The sequence below is a fragment of the Pseudomonas oryzihabitans genome, from assembly GCF_001518815.1.
GTDB classification, from domain to species: Bacteria; Pseudomonadota; Gammaproteobacteria; order Pseudomonadales; family Pseudomonadaceae; genus Chryseomonas; species Chryseomonas oryzihabitans_E.
On sequence record NZ_CP013987.1, the window covers coordinates 2,731,513 to 2,755,188 of the forward strand.

General features: G+C 66.3%; 21 protein-coding genes and 2 tRNA genes. 9 read left to right on the forward strand and 14 right to left on the reverse strand.

Annotation, left to right across the window (positions count from 1 at the left end; translation table 11 throughout):
- Window position 1 precedes the first annotated feature (1 nt).
- The 9 genes from paaH (at window position 2) to paaZ (ending at window position 9,496) form a co-directional block, all read left to right on the forward strand.
- Entirely contained in the window at window positions 2-1,519 is a 1,518-nt protein-coding gene (gene paaH / locus APT59_RS12610) for a 3-hydroxyacyl-CoA dehydrogenase PaaH (RefSeq protein WP_059315163.1), read from the forward strand.
- Entirely contained in the window at window positions 1,512-1,961 is a 450-nt protein-coding gene (gene paaI / locus APT59_RS12615) for a hydroxyphenylacetyl-CoA thioesterase PaaI (RefSeq protein ID WP_059315164.1), read from the forward strand. Before paaH ends, paaI begins: the two co-directional genes overlap by 8 nt.
- An 86-nt stretch (window positions 1,962-2,047) precedes the next feature.
- The gene (gene paaK, locus APT59_RS12620) at window positions 2,048-3,367 is read left to right on the forward strand and encodes a phenylacetate--CoA ligase PaaK (protein WP_059315165.1); all 1,320 of its coding nucleotides are present in this window, start codon (window positions 2,048-2,050) and stop codon (window positions 3,365-3,367) included.
- Window positions 3,368-3,667: 300 nt separating this feature from the next.
- Window positions 3,668-4,660 carry a 1,2-phenylacetyl-CoA epoxidase subunit PaaA gene (gene paaA / locus APT59_RS12625; RefSeq protein ID WP_059315166.1) on the forward strand — a complete coding sequence of 331 codons (993 nt, stop codon included), beginning with the start codon at window positions 3,668-3,670 and terminating at the stop codon, window positions 4,658-4,660.
- A gap of 18 nt (window positions 4,661-4,678) precedes the next feature.
- Window positions 4,679-4,960 (forward strand): 1,2-phenylacetyl-CoA epoxidase subunit PaaB, encoded by a 282-nt coding sequence (gene paaB, locus APT59_RS12630; protein WP_059315167.1) that lies wholly within the window; start codon window positions 4,679-4,681, stop codon window positions 4,958-4,960.
- Window positions 4,961-4,968: 8 nt separating this feature from the next.
- Window positions 4,969-5,730, forward strand: coding sequence for a 1,2-phenylacetyl-CoA epoxidase subunit PaaC (paaC, locus tag APT59_RS12635; protein ID WP_059315168.1), 762 nt, complete (start codon window positions 4,969-4,971; stop codon window positions 5,728-5,730).
- A complete protein-coding gene (gene paaD, locus APT59_RS12640; RefSeq protein WP_059315169.1) occupies window positions 5,717-6,250 on the forward strand; it encodes a 1,2-phenylacetyl-CoA epoxidase subunit PaaD in 534 nt (177 codons plus the stop codon). The genes paaC and paaD overlap by 14 nt, the downstream gene beginning before the upstream one ends.
- Before the next feature lie 25 nt (window positions 6,251-6,275).
- On the forward strand, window positions 6,276-7,349 hold the full coding sequence (paaE, locus tag APT59_RS12645) for a 1,2-phenylacetyl-CoA epoxidase subunit PaaE (RefSeq protein WP_059315170.1): 1,074 nt from the start codon (window positions 6,276-6,278) through the stop codon (window positions 7,347-7,349).
- Between the two features lie 77 nt (window positions 7,350-7,426).
- On the forward strand, window positions 7,427-9,496 hold the full coding sequence (paaZ, locus tag APT59_RS12650) for a phenylacetic acid degradation bifunctional protein PaaZ (protein WP_059315171.1): 2,070 nt from the start codon (window positions 7,427-7,429) through the stop codon (window positions 9,494-9,496).
- Between the two features lie 100 nt (window positions 9,497-9,596).
- Here the strand turns inward: paaZ and APT59_RS12655 are convergent.
- The 14 genes from APT59_RS12655 to asd all read right to left on the reverse strand — a co-directional run bounded on the left by APT59_RS12655 (window position 9,597) and on the right by asd (window position 23,657).
- A tRNA-Asp gene (locus tag APT59_RS12655) sits at window positions 9,597-9,673 on the reverse strand.
- A 38-nt stretch (window positions 9,674-9,711) separates the two neighbouring features.
- Window positions 9,712-9,787: transfer RNA gene (locus tag APT59_RS12660), tRNA-Val, on the reverse strand.
- An 81-nt stretch (window positions 9,788-9,868) separates the two neighbouring features.
- Window positions 9,869-10,636 (reverse strand): SDR family oxidoreductase, encoded by a 768-nt coding sequence (locus APT59_RS12665; protein WP_059315172.1) that lies wholly within the window; start codon window positions 10,634-10,636, stop codon window positions 9,869-9,871.
- On the reverse strand, window positions 10,633-11,844 hold the full coding sequence (locus APT59_RS12670; protein ID WP_059315173.1) for an O-succinylhomoserine sulfhydrylase: 1,212 nt from the start codon (window positions 11,842-11,844) through the stop codon (window positions 10,633-10,635). The genes APT59_RS12665 and APT59_RS12670 overlap by 4 nt, the downstream gene beginning before the upstream one ends.
- Window positions 11,845-11,854: 10 nt before the next feature.
- Window positions 11,855-13,363: an amidophosphoribosyltransferase gene (gene purF, locus APT59_RS12675; RefSeq protein ID WP_059315174.1), complete on the reverse strand. Its 1,509-nt coding sequence runs from the start codon at window positions 13,361-13,363 to the stop codon at window positions 11,855-11,857.
- Window positions 13,364-13,445: 82 nt separating this feature from the next.
- Window positions 13,446-13,991 carry a CvpA family protein gene (locus APT59_RS12680; RefSeq protein WP_059315175.1) on the reverse strand — a complete coding sequence of 182 codons (546 nt, stop codon included), beginning with the start codon at window positions 13,989-13,991 and terminating at the stop codon, window positions 13,446-13,448.
- Between the two features lie 54 nt (window positions 13,992-14,045).
- Complete coding sequence (locus tag APT59_RS12685) at window positions 14,046-14,699, reverse strand: SPOR domain-containing protein (RefSeq protein ID WP_059315176.1); 654 nt, start codon at window positions 14,697-14,699, stop codon at window positions 14,046-14,048.
- A gap of 3 nt (window positions 14,700-14,702) precedes the next feature.
- A complete protein-coding gene (gene folC, locus APT59_RS12690) occupies window positions 14,703-15,995 on the reverse strand; it encodes a bifunctional tetrahydrofolate synthase/dihydrofolate synthase (protein ID WP_059315177.1) in 1,293 nt (430 codons plus the stop codon).
- Window positions 15,995-16,864 (reverse strand): acetyl-CoA carboxylase, carboxyltransferase subunit beta, encoded by an 870-nt coding sequence (gene accD, locus APT59_RS12695; protein ID WP_059315178.1) that lies wholly within the window; start codon window positions 16,862-16,864, stop codon window positions 15,995-15,997. Before accD ends, folC begins: the two co-directional genes overlap by 1 nt.
- A 208-nt stretch (window positions 16,865-17,072) precedes the next feature.
- Window positions 17,073-17,702: a phosphoribosylanthranilate isomerase gene (locus APT59_RS12700; RefSeq protein ID WP_059315179.1), complete on the reverse strand. Its 630-nt coding sequence runs from the start codon at window positions 17,700-17,702 to the stop codon at window positions 17,073-17,075.
- Window positions 17,703-17,756: 54 nt separating this feature from the next.
- Complete coding sequence (gene truA, locus APT59_RS12705; RefSeq protein ID WP_059315180.1) at window positions 17,757-18,608, reverse strand: tRNA pseudouridine(38-40) synthase TruA; 852 nt, start codon at window positions 18,606-18,608, stop codon at window positions 17,757-17,759.
- A 70-nt stretch (window positions 18,609-18,678) separates the two neighbouring features.
- The gene (locus tag APT59_RS12710; protein ID WP_059315181.1) at window positions 18,679-21,348 is read right to left on the reverse strand and encodes a FimV/HubP family polar landmark protein; all 2,670 of its coding nucleotides are present in this window, start codon (window positions 21,346-21,348) and stop codon (window positions 18,679-18,681) included.
- Window positions 21,349-21,471: 123 nt separating this feature from the next.
- A complete protein-coding gene (locus APT59_RS12715) occupies window positions 21,472-22,467 on the reverse strand; it encodes an aspartate-semialdehyde dehydrogenase (protein WP_059315182.1) in 996 nt (331 codons plus the stop codon).
- A gap of 77 nt (window positions 22,468-22,544) precedes the next feature.
- Window positions 22,545-23,657, reverse strand: coding sequence for an aspartate-semialdehyde dehydrogenase (gene asd, locus APT59_RS12720; RefSeq protein WP_007158663.1), 1,113 nt, complete (start codon window positions 23,655-23,657; stop codon window positions 22,545-22,547).
- Window positions 23,658-23,676: the final 19 nt, after the last annotated feature.

Here is a 23,676-nt window from a genome sequence, read left to right on the forward strand (position 1 = left end):
GATGGTTGCCTTGCCAGAGACAGCGCGGATCGCGGTCATCGGCGCCGGGGCCATGGGCGCCGGCATCGCCCAGGTCGCGGCCCAGGCCGGCCACGAGGTGCAGCTCTACGACAACCGCCCCGGCGCCGCTGTCCGGGCCATCGATGGCATCGCCTGGCAACTCGGTCGGCTGGTGGAAAAGGGCAAGCTGGAGGGCGCCACGCGCGACGCCATCCTCAGTCGCCTGCGGCCCGCGGTGTCCCTCGACGCCCTGGCCGAGGTCAGCCTAGTGATCGAAGCCATCGTCGAGGACCTCGCGGTCAAAGGCGCGCTCTTCGCGCAACTCGAAGCCCTCTGCGCCCCTGACTGCATCCTCGCCAGCAACACCTCTTCGCTGTCCATCACGGCGCTGGCTGCGGGCCTCGAGCGACCCGAGCGGCTGGCCGGCCTGCACTTCTTCAATCCCGCGCCGCTGATGGCGCTGGTCGAGGTGGTCAGCGGCCTGGCCACCGACGCGGCGGTGGTGGAGACGCTGCTGGCCACCGCCCGTCGCTGGGGCAAGCGCCCGGTCCGCACCCGCTCAACCCCCGGTTTCATCGTCAATCGCGTCGCCCGCCCCTTCTATGCCGAGAGCCTGCGCCTGCTGCAGGAAGGCGCCGCCAGCTGCGCCTCGCTGGATGCGCTGCTGCGTGAGGCCGGTGGCTTCCGCATGGGCGCCTTCGAGCTGACCGACCTCATCGGCCAGGACATCAACTATGCCGTCACCTGCTCGGTGTTCAACGCCTATCACGGTGATCCGCGCTTTCGGCCCTCGCTGATCCAGAAGGAGCTGGTCGATGCCGGCCGCCTGGGCCGCAAGAGCGGCCAGGGCTTCTATGACTATCGCGAAGGCGCGACCCGTCCGGCTCCAACCGAATTGGAAAGCGCCGCCACCGTCGACGGCTGCGTGCTGGAAGGCGACCTCGGCGTGGCCCGGTCATTGGTGCAGCGCCTGCGGGCCACGGGGATCGCCGTCACCGAGCGGGCCGGTAGCGGCCTGTTGCGAGTGGGCGATGCGGTACTGGCCCTGAGCGACGGGCGCCTGGCGAGCGAGCGCGCCCGGCAAGAGGGCCTGCGCAATCTGGTCCTGTTCGATCTGGCGCTGGACTACGGCACGGCTAGCCGCCTGGCCATCAGCTGGGCAGCCGACACCACCCCCCTGGCCCGTGATCAGGCCGTCGCCCTGTTGCGCCACGCCGGCCTCAAGGTCACACCGATCCGCGACCTGCCCGGTCTGCCGGTGCTACGCACGGTGGCGATGCTGGCCAATGAAGCGGCCGATGCCGTCCTGCATCAGGTGGCGTCCGCCGCGGACGTGGATCTCGCCCTTTGCGCTGGCGTCAATTACCCACTTGGGCCACTGGCCTGGGCGGAGGCGATCGGCCTGGGACTGGTACTGACCACCCTGGAAAACCTGCAGCGCAGCTATGGTGAGGATAGGTATCGACCCTCGCTGCTGTTGCGCCGAACCCTGGCCGAAGGAGGTCGCCTGCATGAATGACGCCCATTCGCAGCCCCTGGCCGAGGCCTGCGCCGAAGCCCTGCTCAGTCGCGACCGCGCCTCTCGCCAGCTGGGCATCCAGCTGCTCGACGTCGGCCCCGGCAGCGCCCGCCTGAGCATGCTGGTCACGCAAGACCACCTGCAGGGCTACGGCACCTGCCACGGCGGCCTGCTCTTTACCCTGGCCGACTCGGCCTTTGCGGTCGCCTGCAACACCTACGACCAGGCCACGGTCGCGAGCGGTTGCAGCATCGATTTTCTGGCCCCGGCCCAAGCGGGAGACCGCCTGGTGGCGACCGCCATCGAGCAGAGCCGGCGGGGTCGCACCGGCCTCTATGACGTCCGTATCGACAACCAGCAGGGCCAGCTTATCGCCCTGTTCCGCGGCAGAGCCTACCGCGTGCATGGCCCGGTGTTGGTACAGGAGACCCGTGAGGAGTGATGCCCTCTGAACCCGGACGCCTGAGCAACGCCCAGGCATTGCGCAAAGGCCGCCCGCAGCCTCCAACACAACTTTCGAGTGACGCCATGAACCTGCCCCTCGACGCCAATCGTGCCCTGCTCGACCCGCTGGAGATCGCCAGCCTAGACAGCCTGCGCCAGCATCAGCTGGACCGGCTGCGCTGGAGCCTGAAGCACGCCTACGAGAACGTACCCCTGTATCGCCGGCGTTTCGAGGAGGCCCAGGTGCACCCGGACGACCTGCACTCCCTGGACGATCTGGCGCGTTTTCCCTTCACCGGCAAGAGCGACCTGCGCGATCACTATCCCTACGGCATGTTCGCCGTGCCCCAGCACGAGATCGTGCGCTTGCACGCCTCCAGCGGCACCACCGGCAAGCCAACGGTGGTGGGCTATACCCAGGGGGACATCGATACCTGGGCCAGTGTCATGGCCCGCTCGATTCGCGCCGCGGGCGGTCGCAAGGGTGACCGGGTGCATATCGCCTATGGCTACGGCCTGTTCACCGGCGGGCTGGGCGCCCATTACGGCGCCGAGCGCCTGGGCTGCACCGTGATCCCGATGTCGGGCGGCCAGACCGAGAAGCAGGTCCAGCTGATCCGCGACCTGCAACCCGACATCATCATGGTCACCCCTTCCTACATGCTCAACCTGGCGGACGAGATCGAACGCCAGGGCGTGGACCCGCACGAATTGCGGCTGCGCCTGGGCATCTTCGGCGCCGAACCCTGGACGGCCGAACTCCGCCGTGTGGTGGAAGAGCGCCTGGGCATCGTCGCCCTCGACATCTACGGCCTCTCCGAGATCATGGGGCCTGGCGTGGCCATGGAGTGCGCCGAAACCAAGGACGGCCCCACGGTGTGGGAAGACCACTTCTATCCGGAGATCATCGATCCGGTCAGCGGTGCCGTGCTGCCGGATGGTGAATACGGCGAGCTGGTCTTCACCTCGTTGAGCAAGGAAGCCCTGCCGATGATCCGCTATCGCACCCGCGACCTGACCCGCCTGCTGCCGGGTACCGCCCGCCCCATGCGGCGCATCGACAAGATCACCGGGCGGAGCGACGACATGCTCATCATCCGGGGCGTCAACGTCTTTCCGACCCAGATCGAGGAGCAGGTGCTCAAGGCCGGCATCCTGGCCGAGGTCTATGAACTCCACCTGTCCCGCCAGGGCAACCTGGACAGCATCGAGGTGCATGTGGAACTTCGGCACGAACTCCAGCACCTGGCCGCCACCGAACAGGCGCAAATCGCCCAGGAACTGGCACGGCAGATCAAGACCCACGTCGGCATCAGTACCAGGGTCCTGTTGCAGCCCTGCCACAGCCTCAAGCGCTCGGAAGGCAAGGCCTGCCACGTCTACGACTGTCGTCAGCGCGCCTGAGCCACCGCCACTCTCCAGACGCGAGGGCGGCGCCTCGGTGCTCGGTCCCAAAGCCGTCTTTCTCGCCTACGCTGTGCGTGAATCGATCGGATCACGGGCCGGGCAGGCGCTTGCCAACCGTGGGTTCCCCGCAAAGCGGCGCCTCTAGCGGATGTCATGGCCACAGGTGATCCACCAGCGGCCCTTCAGGCGCCCACAACCCGACACAAATAAATTGCACTGTACATTGCTTTTTGTATCGTTTAGAACTGAAGACCTGGGAGGCGATACCTCTTTTCTCCACTGCACAGGAGCCGACTCATGTACGCGCAACTGGTCGAGACCGGCACCAAGGGTGTCAAGTCGCTCGAAGAGATGTCACCCGAGGAGCGGGCGTTCCAACAGAAGATCGATGACGAGATCAAGATCGAAGCCAAGAACTGGATGCCCGAGGCCTATCGCCAGACGCTGATCCGGCAGATCTCCCAGCATGCCCATTCGGAAATCGTCGGCATGCTGCCCGAGGGCAACTGGGTGACCCGCGCGCCGACCCTCAAGCGCAAGCTGCAGCTGATGGCCAAGATCCAGGACGAAGCCGGCCACGGGCTCTACCTGTACAGCGCCATGGAGACCCTGGGCGCCGACCGTGACGAGGAGATCGCCAAGCTGCACACGGGCAAGGCCAAGTACTCCAGCATCTTCAACTACCCGACGCTGAACTGGGCCGACATGGGCGCGGTGGGCTGGCTGGTGGATGGCGCCGCCATCGTCAACCAGGTGGTCCTGCAGCGCACCTCCTACGGCCCCTATTCCCGCGCCATGATCCGTATCTGCAAGGAGGAGAGCTTCCACCAGCGCCAGGGCTACGAGCTGCTGCTGACGATGATGCGCCAGGGTACCCAGGCCCAGCGGGACATGGTGCAGGACGCCATCAACCGGCTCTGGTGGCCGGCGCTGATGATGTTCGGCCCGAACGACGCGCACTCTCCCAACAGCGCCCAGTCGCTGGCCTGGAAGATCAAGCGGCAGAGCAACGACGAGCTGCGCCAGCGCTTCATCGACCAGACCGTGCCGCAGCTGGAGCTGCTCGGCTGCACCGCGCCCGACCCGGAGCTCCGGTGGAACGAGGCTCGCGGGCATTACGACTTCGGCGCCATCCAGTGGGAGGAATTCTACGAGGTGCTCAAGGGCAACGGCCCCTGCAACGCCGAGCGCCTGGCCACCCGCCGCAACGCCATCGACGGTGGGGCCTGGGTCCGCGAAGCCGCGGTCGCCCACGCCCGCAAGAAACAACAACGCACTAGCGCCGCCTGACCCTGGGAGATCGCCGCCATGGCTGAATGGGCCCTGTTCGAAGTCTTCGTGCGCAGCAAGCACGGTCTCAACCACAAGCACGTCGGCAGCGTCCATGCGGCCGATGCCGCCATGGCCCTGGAGAACGCCCGTGAGCTCTACACCCGGCGCAGTGAGGGCGTGAGCCTCTGGGTGGTGCCCTCGGCGCAGATCACCGCCTCGTCGCCGGACGAGAAGGAGCCCCTCTTCGACCCCGCCGACGACAAGGTCTACCGGCATGCCAGCTTCTATGAGCTGCCCCCTGAAGTCGGCCACATGTGAGCCCTGCCATGAGTGAGCATCACGCCAAGATCGAGTACCTGCTGCGGCTGGCCGACAGCGCCCTGATCCAGGGCCAGCGGCTGTGCGAGTGGTGCGGCCGGGCCCCGGCGCTGGAAGAGGAGCTGGCGCTGATGAACGTCGGCCTGGATCTGGTGGGCCAGGCGCGCAACTGGTACGACTACGCGGCGGAATTGCTGGCCGACGGCCGCGATGCCGATCACCTGGCCTTTCGCCGCGACGAGCGTGCCTTCCGCAATCTGTTGCTGGTCGAGCAACCCAACGGCGACTACGCCGTGACCCTGACGAAGCAGTTCCTCTACGACGCCTGGCACCTGCCCGTGCTGCGCGGCCTGAGCGAGTCCGGCGACGCCCGCATCGCCGGTATCGCCGCCAAGGCGGTCAAGGAAGTCACCTATCATCTGCGTCGCTCCGGCGAATGGGTCGAGCGCCTGGGCGATGGCACCGAAGAGAGTCACGCACGGATGCTGGCTGCCCTGCCCCAGGTCTGGCGCTTTACCGTGGAGCTGACCCAGGGCGACGAGGTGGAGCAGGCGCTGCAGGAGGCAGGTATCGGCCCGGATCCGCTGGCCATTGCCAGCGCCTGGCAAGCGCAGGTCGAGGAGACCTTCGCCCGGGCCACCCTGCCCGTGCCCGCCCCTGCGGTGAACTTCTACCTCAGCGGACGCCGTGGCCTGCACACCGAACACCTGGGCACCCTGCTGGCGGAAATGCAGTTCCTGCAACGAGCCCATCCCGATGCGACCTGGTGAGCTGATCGCCAGCAGTCACGGCGCCCGTCCAGGCACCGCCGCCGACCTCGACCTGGCCTGGCGGGTGCTCGGCGCGGTGATGGATCCCGAGGTGCCGGTTGTCAGCGTGGTCGACCTGGGTATCGTGCGCGACCTGGATTGGCAGCAGGGCCACCTGCATGTGGTGGTGACCCCGACCTACTCCGGCTGCCCGGCCACCGAGGTCATCGAGCAGGACATCCAGCAGGCTCTTGAGACCGCCGGCTTCGCCGCCCCGCGCCTGGAGCGCCGCCTGGACCCGGCCTGGACCACCGACTGGATCACCGCCACCGGCCGCCAGGCGCTGAGCGCCTACGGCATCGCTCCCCCCGCCCCCGGTGGCAGCAAGCGCAGCCTGCTGGGCGAGGCGCCGGAAGTGAGCTGTCCGCAATGCGGCAGCCGCGACACCGAACGGCTGAGCGAATTCGGCTCCACGGCCTGCAAGGCGCTGTATCGCTGCCTGGAATGCCGCGAGCCCTTCGACTACTTCAAGTGCATCTGAGCGGCGGCGCCGCACGAGGTCGACCATGAGCCGATTCCACCGCCTGACCATCCGCGACGTCCGTCCCGAAACCCGCGACGCCGTGTCCATCGCATTCGACATCCCCGCCGAACTGCAGGAACGCTTTCGCTTCACCCAGGGCCAGCACCTGGTGATCCGCACCCGGGTGGAGGGCGAGGAGCTGCGCCGCTCCTACTCGATCTGCAGCGGCGTCAACGATGGCGAGCTGCGGGTGGCCATCAAGCGGGTCAACGGCGGCCGTTTCTCCACCCACGCCAACCAGGCGCTCAAGGTCGGCAGCCAGCTGGATGTCATGCCGCCCGCGGGCCGCTTTCAGACTCCCCTTGATCCCCAGCGCCAGGGCCACTATCTGGCCGTGGCGGCAGGCAGCGGCATCACCCCCATCCTGTCGATCATCAAGACCACCCTGGAAACCGAACCGCTCAGCCAGATCACCCTGCTCTACGGCAATCGCTCGGGCAACGCCGCCCTGTTTCGCGAGCAACTGGAGGACCTGAAGAATCGCTATCTGCAACGCCTGAACCTGATCTTCGTCTTCAGCCGCGAACAACAGGACGTGGACCTCTACAACGGTCGTATCGACGCCGATAAATGCGCGCAGCTGTTCAGTCGCTGGCTGGACGTTCCTTCCCTCACCGCCGCCTTCATCTGCGGTCCCCAGGCGATGACCGAAATGGTACGGACGCAGCTCACCGCCAGGGGCCTGCCAGCTGAGCGCATCCACTTCGAGCTCTTTGCCGCCGCAGGAAGCGAGCGATCGGAGGCGCGTCAGACCATCGAAACCGGCAGCACCGCAACCAGCCAGATCACCGTCATCCACGATGGTCGCGCTCTGGCATTCGATCTGCCACGCAACAGCGCCAGCCTGCTGGACGCCAGCAACGCCCAGGGTGCTGAACTGCCCTATTCCTGCAGGGCGGGCGTCTGCTCCACCTGCAAATGCCGGGTGATCGAGGGTGAGGTGGAAATGGACAGCAACTTCGCCCTGGAGGATTACGAGGTCAAGGCCGGCTATGTGCTCGCCTGCCAGGCCTACCCCCTCAGCGACCGGGTGGTGCTCGACTTCGACCAGCGGTAAACCGTCGCCCAGGGCGAAACCAAGAACGATAACGAGAGCCGCCGCCCCGGTGTCGGACGCGCTCCAGGAGGAGTCCCATGAACAACGCCCCCGTCCTGCAAAGCTTCATTGGCGGCCGCTGGATCGGCCAGCACGGTGCCCAGCCGTTGCGCAGCGCCCTGAATGGTCGACCGGTCGCCCATACCCACGAGGAACGCCTGGACTTCACCGAAGCGCTCCGGCATGGCCGCATCCAGGGGCAGCAGGCGCTGATGGCGCTGGACTTCCAGCAGCGCGCCCAGTGCCTCAAGGCCCTGGGGCTCTATCTGCTGGAACACAAGGAGCGCCTCTACGAGATCAGCCGCCACACCGGCGCGACCCGCGCGGACAGCTGGATCGATGTGGAGGGCGGCGCCAGCACCCTCTTCGCCTACGCCGGCCTCGGCCGCCGCGAGCTGCCCTCCGGCAACCTCATTCACGAAGGCCCGGCCTTCCCCCTGGGCAAGGCCGGGCATTTCGCCGGCACCCATATCCTGGTCCCCCGCGGGGGCCTGGCGGTGCATATCAATGCCTTCAACTTCCCCATCTGGGGCATGCTGGAGAAATTCGCACCCAGCTTTCTCGCCGCCATGCCCTGCATCATCAAGCCGGCCACTGCTACCAGCTACGTGACCGAAGCGGCTGTGCGCCTGATGCAGGAATCCGGTCTGCTGCCCTCCGGCAGTCTGCAACTCATCATCGGCAGCACCGGCGACCTGCTGGATCAGCTGCAAGGCCAGGACGTGGTCACCTTCACCGGCTCGGCGGACACCGCTGCCCGGCTGCGGGTCACGCCCAACCTGATCCAGCGTTCGATCCCCTTCAACGCCGAGGCGGATTCGCTGAACTGCGCCATCCTCGCCCCTGACGTCACACCCGACGATGAGGAATTCGAGCTCTTCGTCCGCGAGGTAGCGCGCGAGATGACCGCCAAGGCCGGGCAGAAATGCACTGCCATTCGCCGCGCCATCGTCCCCAGCCAGCATCTCGATGCCGTGGCCGAACGCCTGAGCGCCCGCCTGGCCAAGCTGGTGATCGGCGATCCGGCGGTGGAAGGCGTGAAGATGGGCGCCCTGGCGTCCCACGCCCAACAAGCCGATGTGGCCGAGCGCGTGCAGGCCCTGCTCGCCTCCAGCGAGCTCATCCATGGCGCCCGCGACGGCTTCGAGCCCCGTGGCGACGGCGTGCGGGACGGCGCCTTCTTCGCCCCGACCCTGTTGCGCAGCCGCGATCCCCATGCCCCCGGCGGCGCCCATGACATCGAAGCCTTCGGTCCGGTCAGCACCCTGATGGGCTACGCCGATCTGGACGAAGCCCTGGTGCTGGCGGCCCGCGGCCAGGGCAGCCTGGTAGCTACCCTGGTCACCCGCGCGCCACAGATCGCCGCGCGGATGGCACCGACCATGGCCGCCCTGCATGGCCGCCTGCATATCCTTGACCGTGAAGCCGCCGCCGAATCCACCGGCCACGGCTCCCCGCTGCCCATGCTCAAGCATGGCGGCCCCGGTCGCGCCGGTGGTGGTGAAGAGCTGGGCGGCCTGCGCGCGGTAAAGCACTATCTGCAACGCGCCGCAGTCCAGGGCTCCCCGACCATGCTCATGGGTATCACCGGCGAGTACGTCCGCGGCGCCGTCCTGCACGAAGGCGAGGTTCATCCCTTCCGCCACCACTTCGACGACCTGCGGATCGGTGAATCCCTGCTTACCCATAGACGCACGGTGACCGAAGCCGATCTGGTCAACTTCGGCTGCCTGTCGGGCGATCACTTCTACATGCACTTCGATGAACTGGCCGCGCGGCAATCGCAATTCGGCAAGCGCATCGCCCATGGCTACTTCGTACTCTCCGCCGCGGCCGGGCTGTTCGTTTCTCCCGGCGTCGGCCCGGTGCTGGCCAACTACGGCCTGGACACCCTGCGCTTCGTCAATCCGGTCGGCATCGGCGACACCATCCAGGCCCGCCTCACCTGCAAGCGCAAGATCGACCAGGGCAAGCTGAGTCCTCTAGGTGAGCCCCAGGGCGTGGTCGCCTGGGATGTCGAGGTCACCAATCAGGACCAGGTGCTGGTGGCGAGCTACGACATCCTGACGCTGGTCGCGAAGCGCGCTGACCTGGCGCCTGCCGGCTGAATTGTCAGCAGGCCTTTTCTACAGGCACAAAAAAAGCTGCCCTAGGGCAGCTTCTCTTGCGTCGTTCGGGCAGTTCAGAGGACCCGGAACGACTTCTATATGGCGCAGCGGACGGGACTCGAACCCGCGACCCCCGGCGTGACAGGCCGGTATTCTAACCGACTGAACTACCGCTGCGCATTGCGTGTACCTTGCGGAACACTTCCCGAAGAGTTTGGTGGCTGATGACGGGATCGAACCGCCGACCCCCTGCGTGTGATGCAGGTGCTCTCCCAGCTGAGCTAATCAGCCATCCCCTTCGGGTGACGCGCATTCTGCTCGTAGCCCCTTGATCCGTCAAGGATTTTTCCAATTTATTTTTTCTGCTCGCGACTATTCGACGTAGATCATCTTGCGCGTCATGCCCCCATCCAGCGTGATGGCTTCACCACTGATGAAGCCGGCATTACCACCCAGCAGCCAGGCCACGCAGGCCGCCACGTCTTCCACCGTCCCCACCCGCCCAACCGGATGCTGCTCGTGATCGGTAGCGGACAACGGCTCGGCGTCCCGGACATGGGGATCCCGTGCATCGATCCAGCCGGGACAGAGGGCGTTCACCCGCACCTCCGGCCCGAGGCTGATCGCCAGTGCATGGGTCAGCGCCAGTAGCCCGCCCTTGCTGGCGGCATAGGCTTCGCTGTGCGGCTCGGATTGCTGAGCGCGAGTCGAGGCGATATTGACGATGGCGCCCTGCTGCTCGCGCAGATAGGGCGCGCAATGCTTGGCCATCAGCATGGGGCCGTCCAGATTCACCCCCAGCACCCGACGCCATTCGCCCAGCGCCAGGCTTTCCAGCGGCTGGCCTTGAGCGCTGGCGAGGCCGGCATTGTTGACCAGGGCATCCAGTCGCCCGAACTGGCCGATCACCTGGGCAACGGCGGACTCGACCTGGGTCTCGTCGGCCACGTCCACCGCCACGAACCAGGCACGATCACCCAGGGCAGCGGCCACCTTGGCGCCACGCTCCTGCTCGACGTCAGCCACCACCACACGCCAGCCCTCGGCCACCAGCCAGGCGGCAATGCCCAGACCAATGCCACGCGCCGCGCCCGTGACCAGGGCCACGCGCAGCTCTACCGGTGCGAAGGTCAGACTCATAGGGCCGCCAGTCCGCGAGCCAGGTCCTGCTGCAGATCACCGCGGTCCTCCAGACCGACGGCGATGCGGATCAGACTGTCGCTGATCCCGGCGCTGGCCCGCTCGGCCGGCGACAGCCGCCCGTGGGAAGTGGTGGCCGGGTGGGCGATGGTGGTCTTGGTATCGCCCAGGTTGGTGGTGATGGAAATCATCCGGGTGGCATCGATGAAGCGCCAGGCAGCATCACGCCCACCCGCCACCTCGAAGCTCACCACGGCGCCAAAGGCCGTTTGCTGGCGGCAGGCCAGCTCATGCTGCGGATGGCTTTGCAAGCCAGCGTAATGAACACGCTCGATGCCGGGTTGCGCTTCCAGCCAGCGCGCCAGTTCCAGCGCGGTCTGGCTGTGCGCCTGCATGCGGATCTTCAGTGTCTCCAGCCCCTTGAGGAACAGCCAGGCATTGAAGGGACTCAAGGTCGGCCCGGCGGTGCGCAGGAAGCCCACCACCTCCTTCATCTGCTCGGCGCGGCCAGCGACCACCCCGCCCATGCCACGGCCCTGGCCGTCGATGTACTTGGTCGCCGAATGGATGACGATGTCCGCGCCCAGCACCAGCGGCTTCTGCAGCGCCGGGGTGCAGAAGCAGTTATCGACCGACAGCAGCGCACCCTGGGCATGGGCGATCTCGGCCAGGCCGGCGATGTCCACCAGCTCGGCCAGCGGATTGGACGGCGACTCGACGAAGAACAGCCGGGTGTTGGGCTTGCAGGCCGCTCGCCAGGCGTCCAGGTCCGCCAATGGCGGGTAGTCCACCTCGATGCCGAAGCGCTTGAAGTACTTCTCGAACAGACTGATGGTGGAGCCGAACACGCTGCGCGAGACCAGCACATGGTCGCCAGCGCTACACAGGCTCATCACCATGGCCAGGATGGCCGACATGCCCGAGGCGGTCGCGACGGCCTGCTCCGCCCCTTCGAGCGCCGCGATGCGGGTTTCGAAGGTACGGACCGTGGGATTGGTATAGCGCGAATAGACATTGCCCGGCACTTCGCCGGCAAAGCGCGCCGCCGCATCCGCGGCGGTACGGAACACGTAGCTGCTGGTCAGGAACAGGGCTTCGCCGTGCTCGCCTTCAGGCGAGCGCTGCTGCCCTGCCCGCACCGCCAAGGTCTCGAAGGCCGCGCCTTCGAGATCACTGTCCAGGCGTCCGGCATCCCAGTCTTGGCTCATGTGCAGCTCCTTAGTCGTTGTAGAGATCGATGATGGCGCTGACCGCCTGGTGCTTGACCTTGGCCGCGTCGTTGCGCGCCTGCTCGATCCGGTTCAGATAGGCGGCATCGATGTCGCCGGTGATGTACTCGCCATCGAACACCGCGCAATCGAACTGCTCGACCTTGGGTGCCTTGCGGGTCCGTACGGCCTCCTGCAGGTCCTGCAGGTCCTGGTAGATCAGCCAGTCGGCGCCGATCAGCTCACCGACTTCCTCGGTGGTACGACCATGGGCGATCAACTCGTGGACGCTGGGCATGTCGATGCCGTAGACGTTGGGGAAGCGCACTGCCGGGGCGGCCGAGCAGAAGTAGACCTTCTTCGCGCCCGCCTCGCGGGCCATCTGGATGATCTGCTTGCAGGTGGTGCCGCGGACGATGGAGTCGTCCACCAGCATCACGTTCTTGCCGCGGAATTCCAGCTCGATGGCATTGAGCTTCTGGCGTACCGATTTCTTGCGCGCGGCCTGGCCGGGCATGATGAAGGTACGGCCGATGTAGCGATTCTTGACGAAGCCCTCGCGGAACTTGACGCCCAGGTGGTTGGCCAGTTCCAGGGCCGCAGTGCGGCTGGTATCCGGGATCGGGATGACCACGTCGATGCCGTGATCCGGACGCTCGCGCTGGATCTTCTCGGCGAGTTTTTCGCCCATGCGCAGGCGGGCCTTGTAGACCGAGATGCCATCGATGATGGAATCCGGGCGGGCCAGGTAGACGTGTTCGAAGATGCAGGGCGCGTACTGCGGATTCTGCGCGCACTGACGGGTGTAGAGCCGGCCGTCTTCGGTGATGTACACGGCTTCGCCCGGCTCCAGGTCGCGGATCAGGGTGAAGCCGAGCACGTCGAGGGCGACGCTTTCGGAAGCGATCATGTATTCCACGCCGTATTCGGTGTGGCGCTGGCCGAAGACGATGGGACGAATGGCGTTGGGATCGCGGAAGCCGACGATGCCGTAGCCGGTGATCATGGCCACCACGGCGTAACCGCCACGGCAGCGCTCATGGACTTCGGATACGGCGGCAAAGACGTCGTCCTCGGTCGGCTGCAGCTTGTTGCGCACCGCCAGTTCGTGGGCGAAGACGTTGAGCAGCACCTCGGAATCGGAGGTGGTGTTCACGTGGCGCAGATCGGACTCGTAGATCTCGCGGGACAGCTGCTCGACGTTGGTCAGGTTGCCGTTGTGCGCGAGGGTGATGCCATAGGGCGAGTTCACGTAGAACGGCTGCGCCTCGGCGGAGCTGGAGCTGCCGGCCGTGGGATAGCGCACGTGACCGATACCCATGTGGCCGATCAGGTGCTGCATGTGTCGTTGCTGGAAGACGTCGCGAACCAGGCCGTTGTCCTTGCGCAGGTAGAGTTTACCGTCCCGACTGGTCACGATACCGGCGGCATCCTGACCGCGATGTTGAAGGACGGTGAGCGCGTCGTATAGCGACTGGTTGACGTTCGTCTTGCCCACGATACCTACGATGCCACACATGTGACGCGACCCCACTGTTTCAAGTGATGCGACGGCGAACCATCGCAGGATGACCCCGGCAGAGCGAGGCCTGGAAAACGGTTCACGGGGCCTTGGGCCCCAGCTGTGGCAGCAGTTGCAGGCTCGGCATGGGCGTCGCGCCCAGCCATTGACCGGCAAAGCCCAACAGCAGATTCTTCGACCAATCGGCTACCAGGAGAAAATGCGGCACCAGCACCGACTGCTGCCACCAGCCGTCCTGCTGGACTGGCCCCAGGCTCAACAGGCCCACGGCCACGGTGATCAACAGGGCGCCCCGCGCGGCGCCGAACGCCATGCCGAGAAAGCGATCGGTGCCCGACAATCCGGTGACGCGGATCAATTCGCCAAGCAAGAAGCTCACCAGAGCGCCGACGAGCAGCGTCAGCACGAAGAGAATGACACAGGCGGCGATCACCCGTCCGGAAGGCACCTGAATATAGTCCACCAGGTAGGTGGAAAGCGCCCCGCCGAATACCCAGGCTACCCCACCAGCAACAATCCAGGTGGCCAGTGACAGCGCTTCCTTGACGAAGCCGCGCTTGAGGCTGATCAGGCAGGAAACGATGACAACGGCGACGATCGCCCAGTCCACCCAGGTGAAGCCCACGGCAAGGTCCACTAACAAAAAGGCTCTGCATTCTAGCAGAGCCTTGTGACCGGGTTAACCGCGCTCTGGCTGAAAGCGTACGACGAAGCCCTTGACGCCATTCTGCTTGTTGAGCTGATCGCGCAAGCGATCCGCCTCGCTGCGCTCGATCACCGGCCCGACGAAGACGCGATTCATGCCGTCGGCGGTCCGCACATAGGCGTTGTAGCCCTGGCTGCGCAGCTTGGCCTGCAGCGCATCGGCACTGGGCCGGGACGACAGGCTGGCCAGCTGGACCGACCAGCTGTTCGGTAGGTTGGCCGCGCCCAGGCGCGAATCAGGTTTGGCGGCCGGTGCCGGGGTAGCGACCGGAGCGGCAGGAGCGCTGGCGGCAGGCGCCTTGGCGACCGGGGCGGCAGGTGCAGCCTGGGGTGGCGGCGGCGCCGTTACCGGAGCGTTCTGTGCCGGCGCCTGACCGGAGGTACCGGCGATAGGCGTCTGCGGCTTGCCGAGCGGCTTGGCCGGCTCGTCGGGGACCACCACCACCGGCGGTGCCTCAGGCGTCTGCACCGGTTGTACCTCGGTGCTGGGCACGGTGGGCGCCGCCGGCTGGGGCGGTGCCTCGACCACCACCTTGCGAGCGTCATCCTGGCGATTGAAGAGCATGGGCACGAAAATGATGATCAGCGCCAGCAGCACCAGCGCTCCGATGACTCGTTGCTTGAGCATGGGTTATGCCTCCGCGGATTCGGATGGGGAAGAAAGCTGCGCGACGACCTCGGCAACGCTATAGAAGGAGCCGAACACGACCACCTCGTCGGCCGCCGCACTGGCCGCCAGTTGCGCCTCGAAGGCGGCCAGCAGCGAGGCATGGACCTCGGCCTTGGCGCCGCGTGCGGTCAGGATCCCCGCCACTTCGGCGCCATCGCGACTGCGTCCGGTCGGCAACGTGGCCACCGCCCAGCTGGCGAAGAGCCCTTCCAGCGGTGCCAGGATCCCGTCCAGGTCCTTGTCCGCCAGCACGCCAAATACCGCCCGACGCACGCCGGCGATCGGCTTCATTGCCAGGCGGCGGGCCAGGTACTCGGCCGCATGCGGGTTGTGCGCCACGTCCAGCAGGATGTGACGCGCCTCCCCTGCCCGCTCAACCTGCCGACGATCCAGCCGACCGGTCATACGGGTGGCCAGCAAGGCGGCAGCGATCTGCTCGGGGAGCCAGGGCTGGTCGAGCAAGGCATAGGCCTGTAGCGCCAACGCCGCGTTCTCCATGGGTAAATCGAGCAACGGCAAGCCAGGCAGGAGTCGCTCGTTGCCCTGGGCATCCCGACCGCGCCAGAACCAGCTGGCGCTCTCGATCTGCAGGTCGAAGGCTTCGCCGCGTTGCAGCAGCGGTGCTCCCAGCCGCTCGGCAGCCTCGGCCACCTCCGCTGGAGGCTGCACGTCACCACAGAGAGCCGGTTTGCCGGCGCGGAAGATGCCGGCCTTTTCCACAGCGACGCTTTCGCGGGTGTCGCCCAGCCATTCGGCGTGATCCAGGCCAATGCTGGTGACCAAGGCCAGATCGGCGTCGATCAGGTTCACCGCGTCCAGGCGGCCACCCAGACCGACTTCGAGGACGGCGACGTCCAGGTCGGCGCGCTCGAACAGCCAAAAGGCCGCCAGGGTGCCCACCTCGAAATAGGTCAGGCTGATCTCGCCACGGGCGGCTTCCACCGCGGCGAAGGCGGTGCAGAGCTCGCTATCGCTGGCCAGGGCGCCATCGACGTCGACGCGCTCGTTGTAGCGCACCAGATGGGGCGACGCATAGACGCCCACCCTCTGCCCGCTGGCGCGCAGCAGGCTGGCGAGAAAGGCACAGGTGGAGCCCTTGCCGTTGGTGCCGGTCACGGTCACTACCCGCGGGGCCGGCCGGGTCAGCCCCAACCGCTGCGCGACCTCGCGCACCCGGTCCAGGCCCATGTCGATCGCCGAGGGATGCAGCTGCTCGAGATAGGCCAGCCACTGCGCGAGGCTGCGCGAAGCCATCAGGCCGCCGGAACCGGCTGGTGCTGGAAGGTCGCCAGTAACCGCGCCAGGCGGTCACGCAGCTCCTTGCGCGACACGATGAGGTCGACGGCGCCGTGGTCCAGGAGGAACTCACTGCGCTGGAAACCTTCCGGCAGCTTTTCACGCACGGTCTGCTCGATCACGCGCGGACCGGCGAAGCCGATCAGGGCCTTGGGCTCGGCGACGATGACGTCACCCAGCATCGCCAGACTGGCGGAGACACCACCGTAGACCGGATCGGTCAGCACGGAGATGAAGGGAATGCCCTCTTCGCGCAAGCGTGCCAGCACCGCGGAGGTCTTGGCCATCTGCATCAGGGAGATCAGGGCTTCCTGCATCCGCGCACCACCGGAGGCGGAGAAGCAGATCAGCGGGCAGCGCTGTTCCAGGGCCACATTGGCCGCGCGCACGAAGCGCTCGCCGACCACGGCGCCCATGGAGCCGCCCATGAAGGAGAATTCGAAGGCACAGACCGCCACCGGCATGCCCTTGAGGGTGCCACGCATGGAGATCAGGGCATCTTTCTCGCCGGTTTCCTTCTGCGCTGCGGTGAATCGATCCTTGTACTTCTTACTGTCGCGGAATTTCAGCCGATCTACCGGCTCCAGCTCGGTACCCAATTCCTCACGACCTTCGGCGTCGAGGAAGATGTCCAGGCGGCGACGCGCATTGATACGCATGTGGTGACCGCACTTCAGGCACACGTCCAGGTTCTTTTCCAGCTCCGGACGGTAGAGGACCGCTTCGCAGGCCGGACACTTGTGCCAAAGACCTTCCGGCACCGAACTGCGCTTCACCTCGGACCGCATGATGGAAGGAATCAGTTTGTCGACCAGCCAATTGCTCATGCATCTCTCTCCACTTGCATGGGCTCCCAGCGCGGCCTAGGCCACGCCTTCCTTGAGCATCTAATAGGTTCGGCAGCGCCCGCTACGTCCCGGGCCGCTACCCTCTTGTCTCATGCCGCCTCCAAGGGAGCCGGACTTCAGCCCCGCGCGAGGCGGGCCTGTCGAATATGTCGCAGGTGTGGACGGCCATCGGCCCACGAGGGTCACATCAGGCGACCGGCGCACCCCGCACAGCGGCGATGAAGCGCGCGATCTCGGCAGCATCCTTGATGCCCTTGGCCTGCTCTACGCCGCCGCTCACGTCCACGCCATAGGGCCGGGATGCGGCGATGGCCGTGGCGACGTTGTCCGCGTCCAGCCCACCCGCCACGATCAATGGCAGCGAGAGGTCAGCAGGCACGCGCGTCCAATCGAACGCCTGGCCGGTACCTCCGGGTACGCCAGCGACATAGGTATCGAGCAACAGACCGCGGGCGTCCGCATAGTCCCGGGCGATGCCGGCAAGGTCGATGTCCTCGCGCATGCGCAGGGCTTTGATATAGGGACGGCGATAACGGGCACACTGGGCCGGCGACTCGTCGCCGTGGAATTGCAGGAGATCCAGGGGCACGGCATCCAGCGTCTCTTCGATCTCGCAGGGCGAGGCATCGACGAACAGCCCCACACTGGTCACGAAGGGCGGCAGCGCCGCGACGATCTGCCGTGCCTGAGCGGCCGTGACCGCCCGCGGGCTGCGCGCATAGAACACCAGGCCGATGGCATCGGCACCGGCTGCCGCAGCCGCCAGCGCATCCTCGACCCGGGTGATGCCGCAGATCTTCACTCGAACGTTAGCCAAACCGGAATGACCTCGTTCCAAATCGATGGATGTTAGCAGACCACCTGCCCAGCGTCAGCCTTGGGGGTCATCCAGCTCGGGGATATGCCCCAGGAACAACGGACCCAGCGGCCGCTTCGGCACGGGCGTGCTTTCGGGATATTCGGCGTCCACCAGGTAGAGGCCGTAGGGATGGGCCGTAACACCGCCCAGGCGCCGCTCACGCGCGGCCAGGACCTCGGCGACCCATTCCACCGGCCGCTCGCCACAGCCCACCGCCATCAGCACCCCGGCGATGTTGCGCACCATATGATGCAGGAAGGCGTTGGCGCGGATATCCAGCACGATCAGCCGTCCGCTCTGCCAGAGACGCAGATGGTGGATCGTCTTGATCGCCGACTTGGCCTGGCAGGCCTTGGCGCGAAAGGAGGTGAAATCGTGCGTACCGAGCAGCACCTGGGCGGCTTCACGCATCGGTTCGATCCGCAACGGCCGATGATTCCAGGTGACCTCTTCGGCCAGGTGGGCAGGCCGGATCGGATCGTTGTAGATCACATAGCGGTAACGCCGGGCCATAGCGCTGAAACGGGCATGGAATTCATTGCTGACCGGCTTGACCCAGGTGACGCTGATGTCGGACGGCAGATTGGCGTTGGTGCCCATCACCCAGGCCTTGAGCGGTCGAGCGACAGGGGATTCGAAATGCACCACCTGGCCGGTAGCATGCACCCCGCAATCGGTCCGCCCCGCGCAGTGCAGGGCGATAGGTGCCGCGGCGACCTCGGACAAGGCGTCTTCCAGCGTCTCCTGAACGGAGCGCACACCGTGTTGCTGGCGCTGCCAGCCGCGATAGCGAGCACCCTTGTACTCGACGCCAAGCGCGATGCGTTGCGGGGGAACGATGATGGTGGGGTCTAGAAAATCCAAGGCGGCGGCCAGGCAAAAAAAGGGGTGGCAGCTTATAGCGCCTCCCCTCCTCTGCCAAGCCCGACCGGCGTCAGCTGAGCTGGGCGATGATCGCCCGTGCTTCCTGCTGCTGCCCGGCATTCCCCTCGGCCAGTACCTCGTCGAGGATGTCCCGGGCACCCTCGGGATCGCCCATGTCGATGTAGGCACGCGCCAGATCCAGCTTGGTAGCGGTCTCGTCTTCACCGGACAGGAAATCGAAGTCGTCCAGCCCATCTTCCTTCGACGACCCGCTGGTGGTTTCCGCATCGAACTGACGCGAAGCCTCCTGCAGGCGTGCGGCGAACTCCTCGTCGCTCTCACGCTTGGCCGCAGGCTGCTCCTCGAAGTCGGCGAGATCGAAGTGCGCCGGCAACTCGGCATCGGCGGCCGGCTCCTCCGGCGTGGTCAGCGGCTCATCGAATGCCGCGGTGCTCGGTGCCTCGTCGCTTGCCAGGTCGCCCTGCCGCTCGAACTCGCTGAAGTCGAGGGCGAAGTCGTCATCCTTGGTCGCCGGAGTGGTACCGGGAGCAGCGGCGGGTTCGGGGTCGAAGTTGAGATCGAAGTCGAAGTCGTCCCGGGAGTCCGCTGCGTTGGCCTTGGCTTCGGCAAAGGCTTCGCCGAACAGCGGCTCTTCAGCCGGGCCGGCAGGCTGGGTCGCATGGTTATCTTCGGTGCCGAAGTCATCCAGGGACAGGTCGAAGTCCTGGCTGTCCTCGGTCGCCGAGAAACCCTGATCCCGGGCCTGTTCTTCGCTCAACTCATGAGCGGCGGCCAGGGCCGCAGCGCCGACCGCCGCGGAGGCCACGGCCACGGTAGCCATGGCCGGATAGCGTGACTTCAGGTGCTCGACCTCTGGCTGGGCACCGCCGATCTCCTTGAGCTCACGCTCCTCGCGCTGGAAACCGTCCTTGTCACCCATCTCGGCATAGACTTCCATGAGCTTGAGGCGCAGATCGGCGCGATGAGGTTCCTGGTCGCTGGCTTTCTTGAGCACCTCAGCCGCCTGGCTGAAGCGGCCGTAGGCCATGTAGATGTCCGCCTGCCCCAGGGCATCGTCCTGGGCGTCGGCGTCGCGGGAGGTATCCTGGCCGGCCTGGCTCAGTTCCAGGCCCGCGAGCCCGTGGTGGTCGCCCAGCTCGGGATCGGCATCGAAGACGGTATCGGGACGCGCCGCTTCGGCCTCCCGCTCGCGCTCGGCCTCCTTCACCGCATTGCGGCGCGAGTTGATCATCAGCAGCACCAGCAGAGCCAGCAGTGCGCTGCCACCGATGATGCCCAGCCACAGCGGGTTGCTGAGAATCTCGTCAAGGAAGCTGTTGGTCGCTTCGGTAGGCTCGGTCGCCGGACTGCTAGGGGTGACCGGAATGACCTTGGGCTCGTTGGCACTCGCCGCGGGCGGCGCGTTACCGGTAGCGGCTTCGCTGGCCGGCGGCGTGGCGGGTTGAGCCGGTGCAGCCTCGGCCGGCGGCGTAGCAGGCGCGGTCGCCGCCGGATCCTGAGGCACTGGCGTGTTGGGGTTTTCGGCGGGAGCAGGCGTGCCTGGGGCCGCCGTCTCAGGCGTGGCCTGCGCGGCGGGCTGACCTGCCGCCTGCGGATTGGCCATGTTGGCCTGCATCCGGGCCAGCTGAGCGTCCTTGAGCTGCATGATCTTCTGCAGCTTGTCGAGCTGCGACTGCAGATCGCCCAGACGACTCTTGAGTTCTTCATTCTCGCGCCGGGTGGTGTCCAGGCTTTCCTGAGTCACCGCCAGCTTGTCGGCGAGGGCCTGATCACTGCCCTTTCCACCTGCGGAGTCGCCTCCGCGGCTGGACGACTGGCCAGAGAGCAGCTTGAGGTTGTCCTTGGGCGCGGCGGTCGCCGGCGCCTCGTTTCCACTCGGCTGGGCGGAGGCATCCACCTGCCGACGCGGCGTACCGGTCGGAGCACTGTCGCCACCCTGCCTCCAGGCCCGGGTCTGACGCGCGATCTCCGCTACGGCTTCGCGCTGGGGACGTGCTCCAGCCTGTGCCTGGTCGGGCAGGCGCAGCACCTGGCCGCTCTTCATGAGGTTGATGTTGCGATCGATGAAGGCGTTGGGGTTCAGATCCTGAATCGCCAGCATGGTCTGATCGACGCTGACAGTGGACGCCGGGCGATTGCGCGCCGCCACTTCCCAAAGGGTGTCACGCGGCTCGGTGGTGTAGGTACCAGGCGTCTGGGTCGCGCTCGGCGCTGGCGCGGCGGGCGGCGTGGCCGGACGTGAAGCGTTCGACGTGGTGTTGCGTGCACGCGGCGTGGCCGGAACCTGGGGGGCGAAGGGCGCTGCCGCAGCCTGGGGGGTGTAGAGCGGCGGATCCAACAGCACCGTGTACTCGCGGAGGATACGCCCGCTTGGCCAATTCACCTCGAGCAGGAAGTTCAGATAGGGCTCACGCACCGGGCGCGCCGACGTCACGCGAATGACGGCCCGCCCATTGCGCACTTCCGGCGCGAACTTGAGATCGTTGAGGAAGAAGGCACGGTCGACGCCGGCCTTGCCGAAGTCCTCGGCGGACGCGAGGTTGGGTCGCAGGTCGGCGGTGCCAAGATCACGCAGGTCCGACAGATCGATGGTGGCATCGAAGGGCTGATTGAGCGCGGAGTTGAGATGGATCTCCCCCAGGCTGAGGGCCTGGGCCGCGCCAGACATCAAGGCGCTCGCCGCTGCAATTGCCCGCACCAGTTTCTGAACTCGAACCATGACCGTCCCTTTTTAGAAGCTGTCGATCGCGCCACCGTGCGGGCGCCTGTGTCCATCGCTGCGTGCCACGACTACTGCCCTTTCGCTCAAGCCAAAAGGGCGAAGCATTTCACGAAGTATCTTTTAGGCCGACTGTTTAAGCAACAATTCGGCCAGCTGAACGGCCGTGAGCGCCGACAATCTGACGTTGTCCGCCACCAACCAGCACTCCAGCCGCCGCGCATCCCGCGGATGCAGCCTTACCCGTCCCACCAGCACCTCTTCGCGACCCAGGGCATCGCCCACCGCCGACGGACAGTCAACGTCTTCGTCGAGTGCCAGCCCGGGCTCATCACCCAGCGCTTCCAGCACCTGCTCCAGCTGCCAGGCTTCCCTACCCCGCAGACTCAGCGCCAGGCTGTCGCCAAAGAACACGGGCGCCTGTACGGCAGTGACGTCCAGTACCGGCAAGGTCTCGCCCAGCACCTGCTGACATTCGTCCAGCAGGCGATGTTCCTGGGCAGTATAGCCACCCACAGCGGGAGCACCGGTGCGACCGAGCAGATTGAAGGCCAGCTGGCCTTCGAACAGCCGGGCCTCGACGGGCCGACCATTGAGCAGTTCGGTGGCCTGCCGCGCCAACTCCTCGACACCGCCACGGCCGGCGCCGGACGCGGCCAGGCAGGCGGTCAGGGAAGCATCGCTGAGCGTATTGAAGCGAGCCAGCACGGCTGCCACGCTGGCAGCGGCCTGTGCCGCCGCGAGCGGTACGCCAAGCCAGGCGGCAGCGGGAAGGCTATCGAGCGTCTCGCCATTGATGCGCGGCAGTACGGACGCCGCGGCGGAGGCACCACTGAGGTCCAGTACGGCGCAACCAGCGGCGGTCAGTTGTGGCCTCAGGGTTTCCACCACGGCTGCCGGCACCGCGAGGATGACAAGGCCGACCTGAGCGAAATCGAAACCTTCGAGACCGGCGACGCGCAGATTGCTGCCTCGGAAGGGCAGATTCTGACCCGCCGATTCACCGCTGGCGAGCAGGTGCAGCCTGCCGAGCGGCACGTCACGTTCGTCGAGGAGCTCACGAATGGCTTCGCCATAGGCACTGGTGGCGCCGATGAGGGCGATATCTCTGGCAGTCATGATAGGACGGTCCGCAACGAAAGAGGGCCGCACTTTACTGGCGGCCCTCCTCTATAGGCAAACGTTTAACCGTCGGCTCACTGCTCGAGCAGGATCCGCAACATGCGGCGCAACGGCTCCGCGGCGCCCCACAGCAGCTGGTCGCCCACGGTGAAGGCGCCCAGGTACTGGGAGCCCATGTTCAGTTTGCGCAGGCGGCCAACCGGTACGCTCAAGGTGCCGGTAACGGCAGCCGGGGTCAGGTCGCGCATGCTGACGTCGCGGTTGTTCGGCACCAGCTTGACCCAGGGATTGTGCTGGCTGATCAGACCATGGATGTCGGACAGCGGCACGTCCTTGTTCAGCTTGATGGTCAGCGCCTGGCTGTGGCAACGCATAGCGCCGATGCGCACGCAGATGCCATCCACGGGAATGGGATTCTTGAAGCGACCGAGGATCTTGTTGGTCTCGGCCTGGGCCTTCCATTCCTCGCGGCTTTGGCCGTTGGGCAGTTCCTTGTCGATCCAGGGGATCAGGCTGCCGGCCAGCGGGACGCCGAACTGCTCGGTGGGGAAGGCCTCGCTGCGCAGGGTCTCGGCGACCTGACGGTCGATGTCGAGGATGGCGCTGGCCGGGTCGGCCAGGCTGTCGGCGACGGCGGCGTGGGTCGCGCCCATCTGGCGAATCAGTTCGCGCATGTTCTGAGCACCGGCACCGGACGCGGCCTGATAGGTCATGGCGCTCATCCAGTCCACCAGACCGGCTTCGAACAGCCCGCCCAGGGCCATCAGCATCAGGCTGACGGTGCAGTTGCCGCCGATGAAGTCCTTGCGGCCATCGGCCAGGGCCTGGTCAATGACGCGACGGTTGACCGGGTCCAGCACGATGACAGCGTCATCCTGCATGCGCAGGCTGGAAGCCGCATCGATCCAGTAGCCTTTCCAACCGGCCTGGCGCAGCTTGGGGAACACCTCGCTGGTGTAGTCGCCGCCCTGGCAGGTAAGGATGACGTCGAGGGTCTTGAGCTCGTCGATGCTGTAGGCATCCTTGAGCGGCGCCACGCCCTTGCCAATGGCAGGGCCTTCACCACCGACATTGGAGGTGGTGAAGAACACCGGCTCGATCAAGTCGAAATCCCGCTCTTCGAGCATGCGTTGCATGAGCACGGAGCCCACCATGCCACGCCAACCGATCAGACCTACACGTTTCATCGCTACTGCACCTTTATTG

Excerpts from the sequence above, each read along its gene's own strand:
- asd (WP_007158663.1), bottom strand. The coding sequence starts at position 23,657 with ATGAAACGTGTAGGTCTGATCGGTTGGCGTGGCATGGTGGGCTCCGTG.
- accD (WP_059315178.1), bottom strand. The coding sequence starts at position 16,864 with ATGAGCAATTGGCTGGTCGACAAACTGATTCCTTCCATCATGCGGTCC.
- paaE (WP_059315170.1), top strand. The coding sequence starts at position 6,276 with ATGAGCCGATTCCACCGCCTGACCATCCGCGACGTCCGTCCCGAAACC.
- paaD (WP_059315169.1), top strand. The coding sequence starts at position 5,717 with ATGCGACCTGGTGAGCTGATCGCCAGCAGTCACGGCGCCCGTCCAGGC.
- purF (WP_059315174.1), bottom strand. The coding sequence starts at position 13,363 with ATGTGTGGCATCGTAGGTATCGTGGGCAAGACGAACGTCAACCAGTCG.
- APT59_RS12670 (WP_059315173.1), bottom strand. The coding sequence starts at position 11,844 with ATGAGCCAAGACTGGGATGCCGGACGCCTGGACAGTGATCTCGAAGGC.
- paaC (WP_059315168.1), top strand. The coding sequence starts at position 4,969 with ATGAGTGAGCATCACGCCAAGATCGAGTACCTGCTGCGGCTGGCCGAC.
- APT59_RS12710 (WP_059315181.1), bottom strand. The coding sequence starts at position 21,348 with ATGGTTCGAGTTCAGAAACTGGTGCGGGCAATTGCAGCGGCGAGCGCC.
- paaA (WP_059315166.1), top strand. The coding sequence starts at position 3,668 with ATGTACGCGCAACTGGTCGAGACCGGCACCAAGGGTGTCAAGTCGCTC.
- folC (WP_059315177.1), bottom strand. The coding sequence starts at position 15,995 with ATGGCTTCGCGCAGCCTCGCGCAGTGGCTGGCCTATCTCGAGCAGCTG.
- paaI (WP_059315164.1), top strand. The coding sequence starts at position 1,512 with ATGAATGACGCCCATTCGCAGCCCCTGGCCGAGGCCTGCGCCGAAGCC.
- APT59_RS12715 (WP_059315182.1), bottom strand. The coding sequence starts at position 22,467 with ATGACTGCCAGAGATATCGCCCTCATCGGCGCCACCAGTGCCTATGGC.
- paaH (WP_059315163.1), top strand. The coding sequence starts at position 2 with ATGGTTGCCTTGCCAGAGACAGCGCGGATCGCGGTCATCGGCGCCGGG.
- paaB (WP_059315167.1), top strand. The coding sequence starts at position 4,679 with ATGGCTGAATGGGCCCTGTTCGAAGTCTTCGTGCGCAGCAAGCACGGT.
- APT59_RS12685 (WP_059315176.1), bottom strand. The coding sequence starts at position 14,699 with ATGCTCAAGCAACGAGTCATCGGAGCGCTGGTGCTGCTGGCGCTGATC.
- paaK (WP_059315165.1), top strand. The coding sequence starts at position 2,048 with ATGAACCTGCCCCTCGACGCCAATCGTGCCCTGCTCGACCCGCTGGAG.
- APT59_RS12665 (WP_059315172.1), bottom strand. The coding sequence starts at position 10,636 with ATGAGTCTGACCTTCGCACCGGTAGAGCTGCGCGTGGCCCTGGTCACG.
- paaZ (WP_059315171.1), top strand. The coding sequence starts at position 7,427 with ATGAACAACGCCCCCGTCCTGCAAAGCTTCATTGGCGGCCGCTGGATC.